The sequence below is a fragment of the Leptolyngbya sp. AN10 genome (assembly GCF_050565645.1).
Taxonomy (GTDB): domain Bacteria; phylum Cyanobacteriota; class Cyanobacteriia; order Leptolyngbyales; family Leptolyngbyaceae; genus Leptolyngbya.
Genome location: NZ_JBNXVP010000004.1, coordinates 22,056 through 36,580, shown reverse-complemented (window position 1 = coordinate 36,580; position 14,525 = coordinate 22,056). Strand labels below are relative to the sequence as shown.

At 45.8% G+C, this 14,525-nt stretch carries 13 protein-coding genes; 5 read left to right on the top strand and 8 right to left on the bottom strand.

The genetic code is table 11. The features are described 5' to 3' along the window. Positions 1–135: 135 nt before the first annotated feature. The 4 genes from rppA to ACQ4M5_RS06640 all read right to left on the bottom strand — a co-directional run bounded on the left by rppA (position 136) and on the right by ACQ4M5_RS06640 (position 2,622). Positions 136–831 (bottom strand): two-component system response regulator RppA, encoded by a 696-nt coding sequence (rppA, locus tag ACQ4M5_RS06655; RefSeq protein WP_017292259.1) that lies wholly within the window; start codon positions 829–831, stop codon positions 136–138. An 8-nt stretch (positions 832–839) separates the two neighbouring features. Beyond that, positions 840–1,319: a DUF2808 domain-containing protein gene (locus ACQ4M5_RS06650; RefSeq protein WP_017292258.1), complete on the bottom strand. Its 480-nt coding sequence runs from the start codon at positions 1,317–1,319 to the stop codon at positions 840–842. Between the two features lie 273 nt (positions 1,320–1,592). Further along, complete coding sequence (locus tag ACQ4M5_RS06645; protein ID WP_017292256.1) at positions 1,593–2,075, bottom strand: DUF2808 domain-containing protein; 483 nt, start codon at positions 2,073–2,075, stop codon at positions 1,593–1,595. A 223-nt stretch (positions 2,076–2,298) separates the two neighbouring features. Beyond that, complete coding sequence (locus tag ACQ4M5_RS06640) at positions 2,299–2,622, bottom strand: hypothetical protein (protein ID WP_430674822.1); 324 nt, start codon at positions 2,620–2,622, stop codon at positions 2,299–2,301. Positions 2,623–2,998: 376 nt separating this feature from the next. On the opposite strand from ACQ4M5_RS06640, the gene ACQ4M5_RS06635 reads away from it, so the two are divergent. From ACQ4M5_RS06635 to ACQ4M5_RS06625, 3 genes are all read left to right on the top strand, one after another. Further along, entirely contained in the window at positions 2,999–3,343 is a 345-nt protein-coding gene (locus ACQ4M5_RS06635) for a hypothetical protein (protein ID WP_430674821.1), read from the top strand. A 30-nt stretch (positions 3,344–3,373) separates the two neighbouring features. After that, positions 3,374–4,408, top strand: coding sequence for a F510_1955 family glycosylhydrolase (locus ACQ4M5_RS06630; RefSeq protein ID WP_430674820.1), 1,035 nt, complete (start codon positions 3,374–3,376; stop codon positions 4,406–4,408). A gap of 76 nt (positions 4,409–4,484) precedes the next feature. After that, positions 4,485–4,961 carry a hypothetical protein gene (locus tag ACQ4M5_RS06625; RefSeq protein ID WP_430674819.1) on the top strand — a complete coding sequence of 159 codons (477 nt, stop codon included), beginning with the start codon at positions 4,485–4,487 and terminating at the stop codon, positions 4,959–4,961. A 14-nt stretch (positions 4,962–4,975) separates the two neighbouring features. Here the strand turns inward: ACQ4M5_RS06625 and ACQ4M5_RS06620 are convergent, their stop codons facing one another. The 4 genes from ACQ4M5_RS06620 to ACQ4M5_RS06605 all read right to left on the bottom strand — a co-directional run bounded on the left by ACQ4M5_RS06620 (position 4,976) and on the right by ACQ4M5_RS06605 (position 10,650). Continuing rightward, the gene (locus ACQ4M5_RS06620) at positions 4,976–5,761 is read right to left on the bottom strand and encodes an alpha/beta fold hydrolase (RefSeq protein ID WP_430674818.1); all 786 of its coding nucleotides are present in this window, start codon (positions 5,759–5,761) and stop codon (positions 4,976–4,978) included. Between the two features lie 105 nt (positions 5,762–5,866). After that, positions 5,867–6,970 (bottom strand): PepSY-associated TM helix domain-containing protein, encoded by a 1,104-nt coding sequence (locus tag ACQ4M5_RS06615; RefSeq protein ID WP_430674817.1) that lies wholly within the window; start codon positions 6,968–6,970, stop codon positions 5,867–5,869. A gap of 18 nt (positions 6,971–6,988) precedes the next feature. Beyond that, positions 6,989–9,526, bottom strand: coding sequence for a TonB-dependent siderophore receptor (locus ACQ4M5_RS06610; RefSeq protein WP_430674816.1), 2,538 nt, complete (start codon positions 9,524–9,526; stop codon positions 6,989–6,991). 140 nt (positions 9,527–9,666) lie between these two features. Then, positions 9,667–10,650, bottom strand: a complete 984-nt coding sequence (locus tag ACQ4M5_RS06605) for a helix-turn-helix transcriptional regulator (RefSeq protein WP_430674815.1) — start codon at positions 10,648–10,650, stop codon at positions 9,667–9,669. A 355-nt stretch (positions 10,651–11,005) separates the two neighbouring features. Here ACQ4M5_RS06605 and ACQ4M5_RS06600 point away from each other — a divergent pair, with 355 nt between their 5' ends. Both ACQ4M5_RS06600 and ACQ4M5_RS06595 read left to right on the top strand, forming a co-directional pair. Continuing rightward, positions 11,006–13,135: a heavy metal translocating P-type ATPase gene (locus ACQ4M5_RS06600; RefSeq protein WP_430674814.1), complete on the top strand. Its 2,130-nt coding sequence runs from the start codon at positions 11,006–11,008 to the stop codon at positions 13,133–13,135. Positions 13,136–13,277: 142 nt separating this feature from the next. Next, the gene (locus ACQ4M5_RS06595) at positions 13,278–14,522 is read left to right on the top strand and encodes a hypothetical protein (RefSeq protein WP_017292239.1); all 1,245 of its coding nucleotides are present in this window, start codon (positions 13,278–13,280) and stop codon (positions 14,520–14,522) included. The last annotated feature ends 3 nt before the right edge of the window (positions 14,523–14,525 follow it).

Genomic DNA, 14,525 nt, shown 5'->3' with positions numbered 1-14,525 from the left:
CTGCTTCCTCCTGATTAGTCATTAGAATTGAGCGGATACACAGATCAAGGCAGTATGCAACCGTATTTTGACAAGATCGACAAAATCTGTTGCCTTTATCGGTCTAGAACATCACCGGATTTCCCGTCTAGGTCGTTAATTGCTCTCAGCATTCAAACGGTAGCCGAGTCCATAGACGGTCTCGATCGCACCATTCACGCCTTGATCTGCCAGCTTACGTCGCAGTAATCGCATTTGGGCTGCGACCACGTTACTGGAAGATTCTGAGTTCACTGTCCATAGATGATTACGAATCTGCTCGGTGCTGACAATCTGATTCGCGTGTTTCATCAGATATTCCAGCAACTGAAATTCCTTCGCAGTCAAAATCACTCTCGTTGCAGTTTCTTGTGACTGTAGTACTAAGGTTGATGAACCATAATCGAGCATCAGCGAACCGACTTGCAGATTTTGCGGTTGAATCTGGGGCGATCGACGTTGTAATGCTCGTAATCGGGCAAGCAGTTCAACCATACCGAAGGGTTTGACCAGATAGTCATCGGCTCCCGCATCGAGTCCGGTGACGCGATCGTTCAAACTATCTCGTGCCGTTAACATCAACACAGGAAGCGAACTGCCTTGAGCGCGGAGCCGTTTACATAGCTCGATTCCAGACAGTCCCGGTAGCATCCAGTCAATCACTGCTACTGTATACTGCATTTGGGGCTGTGTTAGATAGCTCCAAGCCTCTCTACCGTCTTGTGTCCAATCGACGATGTAGCGATTGCGAGTGAGCGTTTTCTCGATCGCCCTGCCTAAATCGGGTTCATCTTCGACAAGCAAAATCCGCATCGCCTTGATTATTGGTAAGTTTGAATTCGTGCTGTTCCGAGAGGAATTTCTTGAGCAGACCCAATCGTTTTACCATAGATTGGAAATAGCCAAGTACGTCCGATTAAATCAGAAGTTCTAACGTTGTTTAGATCAATTTCGATCGTTTCTCCAGCGGCGATGGATGGTGCAAATGCGATCGCAACCTCTTTCTCACTCAATGAGGTATTCGCATTCAGCGTTTTTCCAGTTGTATCAGTGACTGTTGCTTGACCAAATCGAATTTGTGCAGGTGCATTCTCAGGAACCTTGACACGAATCTCAGATAATGGAATGGCTCCGACTTGAACACCGATATGATAAATTGCACGAGTGACTTTGACGCGATTTGGATACGCAACGCTGTGAATCACGGTCTTTTCTTTTGAGATTGGCATCTGCGCGAGTGCAGAGGAAATGGTGGCGGTAAGCAGTACTGTGACTGCTGCGGTCAAGGTGAGTCGTTGCATTTGTGCTCTCCAAGCGATCGTAGAAACTTAACTGTTTCTATTTTCTAGAATGGCACTCGAAAATGAAACGAGGATGAAATATGACGATGCTGATTTGAAAGAAAAGCCTGAAGCCCCTGCATCTAGGGGTGACTTCAGGCACATTGTCTATGATGTGTTACTAACGTGATTCTGTTCCCTGAAGTAATCAGTGCCACTAAAGCTAAAAATATCAGCCGAAAGTGAAGCCAGTATGAAAGGACTTCAGTGATGTCTACCTTTGAGAATCAGTTGCTAAAGTCGGGTGCCAAAGTCATCAATCCGAATCACGCCGAGTGGAATATCTGCATTGAGTCCGACAAGTCTACTCTCTAGCCCAAATAGCCAAATTCGGGAATCAGTCAGGGCATGAACATTGCTCATGTTGATTTGAATTGTCGTATCGGGTTCAACAGGTTGAGCAAACGCGATCGTCGCTTTCTGCCCATTCATCGTGAGAGTTACATCTAATGGTTTGCCTGCTTGGTCTTTCACAGTGATTTGCTGACTAAGGCGCAACTGTTCAGGTGCATCGATTGTTAGCGCCGACAATGCTCGACCCATAACGTGAAGTTTGAGAGCATAGCTTTTAGGCTGAAATCTTGCATTGTTCATGCTTCCTGCCGCGCTAACGACGTGGGGAACTCTGGTGTTTCCGGCAATTCCTGCGGCTTGAGCAGTGGGGGCAAATGCAACAGACGCTAATACCAGAGCGCCAGCATACATCAGTTTTTTCATGAGTGTTCTCCTAGTTTAAAGCCTTTAGAATCGTTGGTAAGTGATTCATCTGTTTACAGTTTGGCAAGTGAAAATGAAAACATGATGAAAAGATAATTAATACTAAAAAAATCAGTAGTTTTATAGAAAAAAGACAAAAAAGCGATGCTTGTGACATCGCCAATGAAACACTTGCTAAGCTGAAGCGTTACTTTATGCTACCTATAGTTCGTTGAACGATCGACTACCGCATTCCTCCCTCACAAATTTGTTGCTCTGCAAATGCTCTTTGCGCCATTGCACCAGCAGTAACAGGTTTCAACAGACAGGTTGAGCGAGTGAATTCTGAGGTCGATCGCTGTTCGATCAAACCCTGCGAATTGTTAGAGGTAGGGGGTTGTGGCGCAGGTTGTTCTCTATCTCGACTGTGCTGCTGAATCACTTCCAAGCGCCGCGTTGCTGATTCTCCTGTCGTTTCATTTGCAGGAACAGGTTCTTTCGCATAAGCAGCAGAACCAATCGAAGCAATCACCAACATAAATGCAGTTCCAAAAACGAGTGTCTTCATCACCAAACTCCTAAATGATTGTGTCTGAAGTAGCAGTGCTTGAGTAGTGTTTCTCACTTTGCTACTTCTCGTTTGAGTCCTATTAATATCCTGACAGGCGATTATGAAACTATGATGAAAAGGAGCGTCCAGAAGATGGAACGAATTTGTACAGGCTTTATCAAGCCGCGTTAGCATTGCGACAGGGTAGTGTTGCTGAGGGTGCTTGTATGTTTTCTGCGGGTCGCTCATTCCGCCATCAACCCCAGTATTATCAGGGATATTACAAAGTGCAACAAAGTTCTTGACTCTAAAGTTAACTTGAAGCTTTAGCATGAGCAGAGACACTGAAAAATCATTAACGTAAAGGGAAACTAATTTCAAGTGGAGTCTTACAATGAAAGACTTAGAACCCCAAATCTCTCCAGACCAGTTTCCAGAAGTGTTTGCATTGGCAGCTCGGCTACAAGCGCAGCGGCAGCAGCAGTATTCTTTGTCAGAGCTAACCCAAATTGGCGCAGAAGCAAACATTCAACCAGAGTTTATTCAACAGGCAGTGCAGCAGATTCAAGCGAAACAGACTCAAACTCGTCAGTGGCAGCAAGGGCTGAAAGCGGGGTTGATTGGTCTCGGTATTGTGCTGGGTTTTGGGGCGCTGTCGGGGGGCTATGTGCCCTTTGTCAAAGGTCATTGCGGCTCGATGATGCAGGCGAGAATTCATCATCAGGAACAGCAGTTTTAGTTGAAAGTAAGGTTAGGAGAAGTTAAGACAATGAGCCAGCCAAAATCCCCGAATCGATCGATGAAGTGGATGACGATCGCAATGATTGCTTGTTGCGCGATTCCGATTGCGATCGCGCTGTCTCTCGGTGGTGGGTTGGGCGTATTCCTCGGTCGTTCTATTCAGCGATTGACTTCTCCAACCTCTGCAAATTCAGCACAAAATCCGCCTCAATCTCAACCGAGTACAACAAAATCAGGCGTTTCCCTACAACCCGCAGAGAATTGGCAAGCGGACAATCATGTTCATGGTTTAGCAGTGAATCCGAAGAATCCCAAAATTCTCTATGTTGCCACGCATAATGGATTGTTGCAGCGCTCCGAAGCAGGGCAATGGTTCTGGATGGGCAAGCAACGGGCTGACTACATGGGCTTTACGGCTGATCCAACCAACGAGAATCGTTTTTACTCCAGTGGGCATCCTCCAACCGGGGGCAATTTAGGATTTCAACTCAGCGACAATCAAGGGGAAGATTGGCAACAAATTGCTCTGCCCGGCGTAGACTTTCATGCTTTAGCCATTGCTCCCAGTAACCCCAATGTCTTTTATGGATTTCCTGCTTCTGGTGCAGAGGGAATACACCGCTCAACCGATGGTGGCAAAACGTGGGTACAGACCCAGATGAAAGGGCTAGAAGCGGCTCCTTTTGGTTTACACGTTGATCCGCGTAACGCTGACCATGTGTTTGCGACCACTCGTGCAGGTTTGTATGAAAGTCGCGATCGCGGTGAGACTTGGAGCGCGATCGCGAGTACTCAAAATGCGCCGATCGCAGGGTTAGCGCTGTTAAATTCAAACAACACCAACACCGTGATGATCGGCTATCGTGTAGTTCAATCTGATCCGGGTTTGCACCGAAGTAACGATAATGGCAAAACCTGGGAGAAATTAGGAGCGGGCACTGAAGGACTGATATTGCAGGTGGCGATCGCGCCTAGTAATTCCCAAATCATTTATGCTGTTAATGAAAATAACGTAGTGTTTCAATCCCAGGATGGTGCTAAAACGTGGACACGATTAGGCTAGTATCGTTTGTGAAAACACAGGATCAGAGGCAAGTTCTCAACGACGGTCAAAATGCTAGATTGCCATTAATTGTCGTATGCTAAATCGTTGGTTCAACTTACCAGAGTGGAATGTTGGTATCTTCTCATTTCTGCTGAATTTTGTTTGGGAGATTCAACAAATGCCGTTTTATCAGATTCCGGCTGAGTTCTCTCATTTAGATATGATCAACGGATGTACGCTTGCGACCGTTGGCGATGTCGGCATTTCGATCGTGGCTTTTTGGACAGTGGCAGGAATCTCAAAATCGCGCCAATGGTTTCCTCGATCAAGGCGCTGGCAAATTGGCAGCTTCATTCTAGTTGGCGTTGTGATCACGATTATCTTTGAAGCTCTAGCGACTGGAGCGCTTAACAGATGGAAATATAGTACTCTCATGCCAACGCTTCCATTCCTGGGAACTGGACTGCTGCCGCTATTTCAGTGGGTGCTGCTGCCGCCGATCGTGATCTGGTTCGTCAAACGCCAACTGTCTGATGTTAGACCTAGACACACGAGGAAAATTCTCAATTAGCTTTATTTTATTGCCTAAGTGACAAAGTGTTCGGCTTGTAAAATCTGGTATAGATCAACGTTTGGCTCAACTAAACAGGTATGTCCACTGTGCGGCAAAACAACTACCTGAGCAGCAGGAAAAATTTTGCTTAGACGTTGAGCTTCTGCAACGGATGGCAGCAGTCGATCCGCCTGACTCGCAATCAGTAAAACACGCTGGTTGAAGCGATCGAGGTGAGCTTCATCGATCTGAAACTCAATTAACTGTGATAGTCGATACTCAGCCGTTTTTTTCGGTGCAGCTTGGGCAGCTTTCCAAAGAATTCGCAGTCTTGCAAGTGGAATGCGGGTGAGCGCGGAGGTTAACCATAAGATGACGATTGGAGAAAACTTGTAAAGTAGTGGCGGTGTCAAAGCAAGTAGACGCGAACTTTGATTCAGCCAACCGACTCGATGGAACGAAGAAGCAGAATTGATTAAAATTAGTCGGTTGAATAGATGCGGAACACGTTCAATTAACTTCATGGCAAGGCAGCCACCGAGCGATTCGCCGCAGAGATATACTTCCGATTGTGTTCGTTTTTCTAATTCGGTTTGAATCAATGCGATCGTGTTTTCTGTCAGTTGCTCCCATGTCATGAAATTATCGGGTGGAATGACGAGACAACGAACATCGAAGCTCGCTTCCAAACTTTGAGTTTCAAGCGAAAGCAACTCTTTGCCCGTTTCATCCATTCCAGGTAAAAAGATTAGCAACGGACGGGTTGAATTTGAGCGATGAGGAGTCAGGAAATAGAGATCACGACCAGGTTCGATCATTACATTAGCAATTCGTTTCTGTACTACTAAATTTAAAGCGGTAGATAATTTCAGACATCGAGTTTCGTCGTACACCAAGCATTTCTATGAAACTCTTTCCTTCTCTCACTTGCAAGCTTTTGTTTTGTACCGAGGCTTACGACATCTCCACATTATGAAACCTGTGGCTAATAGAATGGTGGGAGCTAAGCCAACAAAAACATAAATAATCCGAGTGGGTAGCCCACCAAAAGTGCCGAAATGGAGAGGTGTGAAAGCGTCTACAACCTGATCGCCGAGGCGAAGATGGCGCGAATCTCTCACTTGCACTACTTCGCCTGTATAGCGATCGATGTACACTCGGCTACGAAATAAGTCGCGCTCCTCTGGAAATTGTTTGTTGATTTGAAACACACCATCGGAAGTAGCGGGTAAGTTGACGTAGGTAGTTTTAGTTCCGGGGAGTGCAGCATCTGCACGCTGTAGAACCTGCGTTAGCGTTACGGTCGGGGTATTGGGGATGAATTTAGATGTTGCCTCGATTGGTTGAGGGGTAAAAGTAGCGGCATAAATGAGTGGATCGACTTGAGGATAGAAGTTCCATCCAAAGCCTGTAATTCCAGTCAAAGCTAAAAAGATTGCCGCAACTATTCCGATAACTTTGTGAATATCAAAGTTGACGCGCTTGATATGCCCGTTCCATTTAATCTTGAAGCCTGAAATCAGTTTGCGCCAACCCGACCACAAGCAGATTCCAGTCAGGCTCAGAATAAACAACAACAATGCAGCAATGCCCGCGATCGCGATTCCTGCATCTCCTGCCGCTAAAGTATAGTGAAACATCAAAAGAAACCCGGTCAGCGTGCGATCGCGAATTCGCTCTCCGATAATCTGTCCAGTGTAAGGATTGACTAGCACTTCTAGATCGGGTTTGTTGGGGGACTCGATTGTGACTTGCATTGCGTCATCAGGTGTGATGGGGGTGTCGATGCCACGAACCGCCCAATCGGGTTTAGCAGATTTGATTTTATCTACGACCGATGGAATCGAAACCTGCTGCGACTGCGGCACAATGTTGCCAAACTGAGCATGAATCAAAGCGCGATCGAGTTCAGGTTCAAAGACGAGCAAGCTGCCCGTTAGCCCAATTACAACTAGAATCAATCCAACGGCAAGCCCAACATAGCGATGCAGAGTAAACACTAATTTGCGGAGACGTATAGGCTGCATATTGATGATCTTCTAGAATCAAAAAGTGAGCGAGAACGAACCGACAACCGTAAGCGGTGCACCAGGAGTAACAGTGGTTCTGCCAATTTCACTGGTTTCAAAATAGCGAGTATTGAATAAATTCTGGAAGTTAATTCCAGCCCGCCAGTTTCTTTGTCGATAGAAGATTGCAGCATCTGTGCGGAGGTAGCTGGGCAATTCAAAGCTGTTGTCTAAATCACCTGCTCGATCGCCAACATAAAACAAGCCGAGTCCGAATCCTAGTCCCTTCAATCCACTACTTTGGAGTTCATAGGTTGTCCATAAACTGGCTTTGTGGCGTGGAACATTGTTGATCGTGTTGCCAACGGGTAGATCATTGCTTCTTGTAATTTCGGCATTGGTATAGCTATAAGATGCAATCACGTTCCAGCCAGGGATCAGCGTGCCTGCAACATCTAACTCAATTCCTCGACTGCGCTGTTCTCCGATCGCAAGACTGAAGGCTTGATCGTTTGGATCAGTGGTTGCTACATTTGTTTTAGTGATTTGGTAAGCTGCAAGCGTTGCGGTAAATTGCTGATTGAGTTCGGCTCGAACACCAACTTCATATTGCGTTCCGCGTGTGGATTCGAGGAGTGAGCCATCTGCTTGAACACCGCTGTTGGGTGCAAACGATCGACTGTAGCTTGCGTAAAGCGATATCGGTCGAATCGGTTGATAGACAAGCCCAATTCGAGGACTAAAGGCTTGGTCTGCTTGCCTTGTTTCACTATTTGTTAATTTGTCTCGCAATCGTTGAGAAATTGTGTCAAATCGTCCACCTACTAGCAGTTTGAGATTATCGGTTAAAGCAATCTGATCTTGCAGAAAAATTCCGAGTCCATCGGTTGTCGTCGCATCGTCTCGTCGCAACTCTAGCTCTGAGCGGGACGGACGAGGACGTGTGTTGTAAATTGGGTTGAAAATGTTGATGTTGGGCGTGAAGCGATCGACAAACGTAGCATCAAAGGCATCGGGCGGTGTGGCAAATAATCCTTCCAATGTGTCGCGCTGCAAATCAAATCCTAACAATAGCTGATGATTGATCGAGCCAGTTTTGAAGTTACTGACTAGATCGGTTTGCATCAAAAAGACTTTAAATCGGTTGGCATTGTCGAAATAAGCCCGTGATAGTTCTCCGGTTGTTTCATCTAGCCCGATCGCAGTTGCACTTTTCACAACTTCGTAGGTGTCTAAAAATCTAAAGGCATTCCGAATTCTGAGGTTGTCGTTAAACCGATGCTGTAACTGATAGCCAATTCTGAACTGGTTCACATCTCGAAAGTCGCCCCGTTCGCCCAAAAAACGGTTAATTGGAATATCTGCAACGCCTGCTCCAAAGGCAGGAATGCCACGATCGAAGGTGCGACGATCGTAGAGGTAGCTAGAATTGATTGATAGATCGGTACGATCGCCAATCTTCCAACTCAGAACCGGAGCGACGAAAACATGCTCACTATTGACGAAATCACGAAAGCTACCTGCATTTTCATAGGCAGCATTCAAGCGATAGCGCACCGCTTTATCTGGGGTTAGCGGACCAGAAAAATCAAAGCTAGGACGGTAAAAACTGTAGCTGCCGATTAATAGATCTGCACTGTAGAAAGGCGTTGACAACGGTTGCTTCGTCACAATATTGATCACGCCTCCCGGCTCAACATTGCCGTAGAGAACTGAAGCTGGACCCTTCAAAACTTCAAGTTGCTCAATATTGGCAAAGTCCCGCAACGTTAGCCCACTTCCTGCATAGCTGTCTCTGATTCCATCGGTCAGCGTTGTCGCATCATTAAACCCACGAATGTTAAAGTTTTCCTGCGTTCCACCAAAGAGATTCCCCGTAAATACGCCACTCACATTCCGCAGTGCATCGTTTAGTCGCACCGTTTTCTGGTCTTCTAAAACCTGTTGTGGAACCACCTGAATCGATTGAGGAATGTCGCGCAGAGGAGTATCGGTTCGCGTTGCAGTTGAGGCGCTCGGAACCCGGTAAGGACTCGATCGACCCGTCACGGTAATTTCTTCTTCATCTCCTGAATCCGAGGCGGTTACGGCTAGCACGGCTCCATTGGAGCTAGGTTTGACGCTAATAGTCGGAACTTCTCGATCGCCTGTCACTCTGATTTCGACTCGATTTTCAGGCTGCTGAGTGACCGTGATGCTGGTAATCCCCGCGATCGGGTCTTTACTCGCAAATGAGTTGGTGTTTGGGAGTGCCAACACTGCATTCTCAATGGCAGCAACGAGCGTTTTCCCATCTTCCTGAGTTTCTGCTTGCAGGGTTGCACCTGTTGCAGTCTCTAAAATTACTTCGGTTCCAGAAGTGGTTCGATTTAGTCGAACACTTGTAATTTGAATCGGTGCAATCGGGGAAGTTGTATCAGGAACTTGCCCTAACCATTCTTTGACCGAAGTTGCTGCTCGCGGGATTTCTCGAATTCCTCGAATCGGTTCCGTTCGATCGCGCTCTTCTGCCCATCCAGGAATCGCAATCAGCAAACTAGACGTAACGACTAGAACTCCAAAAAATCGATCCATTCTCTCCCCACACATCTCTTGTAGAACGTCTTGCTGAGAATTAATCTCAACATCTGTGTGAAGAGTTTAAGTAGTTTTGACACCAAAAACTATCTAAAAATGAAGGTAGACTATCCCAAAACGGCGAATCACGATTCAATTTACGGCTTTTTTCCTTTCAAACACTCGCTCGGTGTAATCCCAAACCGTCGCTTGAACGTCGCCGCAAACTGCCCAAAATGCGAATAGCCCACCGCAATCGCGACCTCCGACACCCGCTTTTTGCCATCACTGAGCAACAACCTTGCCTGTTCCATCCGATATTGATGCAGATATTGAAAGGGCGTTACGCCAAACGCTTTACGAAATCCTTGTTTTAATTGGTAATGACTCAATCCAACCAGTTCTGCGAGCATCAGTTCTGAAGGGGGATGATCAAGCTGCTTCTCTAGGATTTCTTTCGCTTGCTGAACGCGATCGCGAATCTCTCGTTCTAATCCATTGATGGGTTTAGGAAATGACTCTGCTTCAACTCCCTGTTGCAATTGCAGCGCCATCAGTTCCAGGACTTTGCTTTCCAAATACATCCGCTTAATTAAGCCTTCAAACGGACATTGCAAAATCTGTTGCAATGCCGTTTGCATTTGTGATGTGATGATCCCAGCGCGAGTAAAGTATTTCTGATCGTATCTTCTAAACAAGTGCTGTATTGAGCTTGGAATTTCATCAGAATGAATTCCAACGAATGCCTTGAAAACTTCTGGCTCAATATGCACCACAACTTCTTGCTGTTGTTCACCGGACGCAGGTTCACATAGCAAACTCGGAGCCATACCGCACCCACAGATGATCGTTTCACCTGGATGAAACGATTTATATTGAGTTTGCCCACTCCCAGCAAGCTGAAAGCCAAATTCTAAGGGATGCTCGCACTCAGATAAATCAAGGCTAACAGGTCGGTGAAATTGATAATTAGAAATCTGAAGTAAGAATCCTTGACGGAATTCAATGTCAATTCCTTGCCCTTCAGCCAATACTGCTGGATACCGAAACACAGTTTCAGAATAATCACTTTGAGTGTCAGTTGTCTGATTTTGCTCTACATCCTGAAATAATGCAATGTAGTCTTGTTCAGAAATTTTCATATCTGCAACTCCTGACCACAAAAACTTTGGATCAGCTATTAGAAAATTATATCAGTAAGGGATTGGATAGAATCGATGACGCAGCTCTCTTCAAAGGTATTCATCGCATTTATTTGAGCGAAATGAGTGGACGTAAAACCAATGGCGTTAGCAGTTAGTAGAATCGAAAAACTTGAATAAAAGTATTCAGAAAGATTGATTCAGGATTGCGATCTCTTACCCTATTATAAGCTCCCATATTGCTAACACTACGCCCAACTTCGTGAGCATTCTGCGCCGTAGCAGCTTAGCAAGTCTCTAACATTGCACTCCAGTTTCGCTCATCAAAGCATCACGCAAACCAGGAGGATCATCTGTGAAACACGATCATCGTCATCAGGAACCAAACCAACCCGATCCGGGATATGTTGGGCACTTTGAACACGAAAAGCAACTTCAAAGAAATTTGCCTGATCCCGACCCACAGGGCGACCAGGGAGGTCACGGTAAGCATTCTAGCCATGATCAACACGGGGCGCACGATAAACACGCTGGACATAGCCCAGAAATCTTTAAGCGCCGCTTCTTCATTTGCCTGGTGCTAACGTTGCCCGTTCTCTATTTTGCGCCAATGCTTCAGGATTGGTTTAACTATCAAGCGCTTCAGTTTCCAGGTGTAAACTGGGTTACGCCCGTTCTTTCGACAATTATCTATTTTTACGGTGGCTGGGTTTTTCTGCGTGGAGCTTGGTATGAACTCCGCAGCAAAATTGGCATGATGACGCTGATCGCTCTAGCCATCACGGTTGCGTATGTTTACAGTGTGGCAGTATCTCTTGGATTACCCGGAGATTCTTTCTACTGGGAACTTGCAACCTTAGTTGACATCATGCTGCTCGGTCATTGGATTGAAATGGCTTCTGTTCAAGGAGCCAGCCGTGCTTTAGAGCATCTTGCAAATCTAGTTCCGTCTGTCGCTCATAAACAGGTAGACGGACGTATACAAGATGTCCCTGTTAGCTCACTAACTGAAGGAGATCAAATTCTGATTCGTCCGGGTGAACAAGTGCCGATCGATGGTGAAGTTATAGACGGAAACTCTAGTGTCAACGAAGCATTTTTAACCGGAGAATCGCGTCCAGTCGTTAAAAAAGCGAATGATGAGGTTGTCGCTGGAGCGGTCAATGGAGAAGGAGCTTTGGCGATTACAGTCACTCGCACCGGAGATAAAACAACGCTGAGCCAGATTATGCGCTTAGTTGAGGAAGCACAGGCATCTAAAAGTCGATATCAAACACTCGCCGACCAGCTTGCTTACTGGCTGACTTTGATTGCGATCGCAGTCGCAACGCTAACATTCGTTCTTTGGTTATCGATTGGAACAGGAGGGTTAACATTTGCGATTAATCGTGCGGTGACAGTGTTAGTCATTGCCTGCCCTCATGCTTTGGGGTTAGCAATTCCCTTAGTAATCGTCAACGCAACAGCGATGTCTGCCAAGAACGGTATTTTAGTGCGAAATCGAGAAGCGTTTGAACGAGCGCGAGGCATTCAGAGGATCGCTTTCGATAAAACGGGAACCTTGACAGAGGGACGGTTTGGAGTACAAAGAATTTATGCTGATGGCATTGATGAGCTACAAGCTTTGTTAGTTGCAGCCTCTTTAGAATCCTTGTCAGAACATCCACTCGGACAATCGATCGTGCAAGAAGCGAACAACCGCAAGATCCAGCTTGCTAAAACGAATGATTTTAAAGCAGTACCCGGTCAGGGAGTTGAAGGTAGTGTGAACGGTCAGCGTTATCGGGTTGGAAGACCAGAATGGGTTGAGGAGTTAAAACTGCGATTTCCTTCAACACTGCAAAAAGCACTGCAAGAGAGCGAATCTCGTGGTGAAAGCGCGATCGTACTCCTGAATGATCAACAAGTTCTTGCACTATTTGGGTTAGCAGATCAGGTGCGAGAACGAGCAAAACAGGCGATACAACGCTTGCATGAGATGGAAGTTGAGACGGTGATGATCACCGGAGATGCGGAAGCAGTTGCAAAAACGGTTGCAGCGGAATTAAATATCGATCGCTACTATGCTCGTGTGCTACCGCAAGACAAAGCTGCGCTGATTCGACGATTAAAAGCTGAGAAGCCCACAGCGTTTGTTGGTGATGGAATCAATGATGCGCCTGCTTTATTTGAAGCAGATTTGGGACTTGCGATCGGAGCCGGAACCAATGTCGCGATCGAGTCGGCTGATCTAGTCTTAGTGAAAAGCGATCCGCTTGATGCAACTTACGCGCTGAAGCTTGCAAAAGCGACCTATAACAAAATGACTCAGAACTTGTTTTGGGCGACCGGATATAATGTGATCGGCATTCCCTTAGCGGCAGGGATTGCGGCTCCGTTTGGCATTCTATTATCGCCAGCAGTCGGCGCAATCTTCATGAGTGTTTCGACCGTTGTTGTTTCGATTAATGCAATGCTGTTACGCCGTCTTCGTTTGGATGATTGAATAGAGTAGAATACCACTAAACTAGGTAGCATAAGTTACTCGGAATTAGGTTTATCTCCTGAAATTTTCTGAGTCATAATAAGAGCAAGAATGCCTCTAGTAGATTGAGCATTCTGCTTCTTTATGCAAGGTTGCAAAATTGATGACTGAATTGTTGAATGTCGTTCGTCAGTATAAACAAGACCCGGAATCTGTTTACAGCACTTGGTTTATCAACAACGAGGATCGATTGAAAGCGTTTCGATCGATTCGTCGTGGCGTTCTGACTGTGGTTCAGGATATCAAAACTGGAAGCTTCGGGAATGATTTCAAAGGCTCCTCACTAGAATTTGTGTTGACCTGCATTACCGAGCAAAAGCAAGTTTTTGAAGGAGCAGCCCATCCGTTCTATTGGAAGCCGAAACTTCGCATTCCTGACATCTACGAGAATGAAGCTAATAAAGTTGCCTTTGGTCAGTTTCTTGAAACTTGTTTAAGTGCAACTAAAGAAGAGCAGCTTGTTAAGCAAATCATCAAATTATCAGAGAGAAATATTAAGGGGTTAGGTCCTGCGGTTGCTAGTATCCTCTATTTTCTGCACCCGACCCTGATTCCGCCTTTCAATACTGCGATCGTCAACGGATTTAATCTACTCTTCAACGAAAAGCAGAAACTTGGTTCGTGGACAAGTTATTTGAAAATGCGAGAAGTGATTTTGCACACAAATGCTCAGTATCGAACCGAGCTATCAACGGATTTAGGTGCGATCGCAGGTTTACTCTTCGAGATTGGCGCAAATAAACTTCTGATTGAAAGTAGCGCAGCACTAGACGATACACAAAAAACTAAGGTTGAGAAGTTGCTCAAAAAGCGACATGCAGAGGTTTTGTCAGAGCAGCAGGAAGAGGATTTACACACAGAAATGCAGTACCATCTTGTGAAAATTGGTCATGCTTTGGGGTATGACGTGGTTGTTGCCAGTAACGATCGTTCTAAAGCCTATCAGGACAGCAAGTTTTCATTTCTCTGCATTCCTTGTTTACCAAAAATGGAGGCAGATCAAGACACATTTAACACCATTGGTTTAATTGATGTGTTGTGGCTAGAAAAAGGAACAAACCGGGTTGTGAGCGCGTTTGAAGTTGAGAAAAGTACCTCAATCTACTCTGGAATCCTAAGACTGAGTGATCTTGCTGTCTCATTTCCACACAATTTGAGAACGCTCTTTTTAGTCGTTCCGAATCAGCGCGAGAAAGAAGTCATTCTTCAGCTTAAACGCCCGTCAATTAAACAGCAAAACGTACCGATTCAATACATTCTCTTCTCGGAGCTTCGCCAGCATTGCGATGCAATTTGTAAGTTTGGTACAGATCACAACGCGATGACCAAAATTGCCAAGGTTGCATGAAGC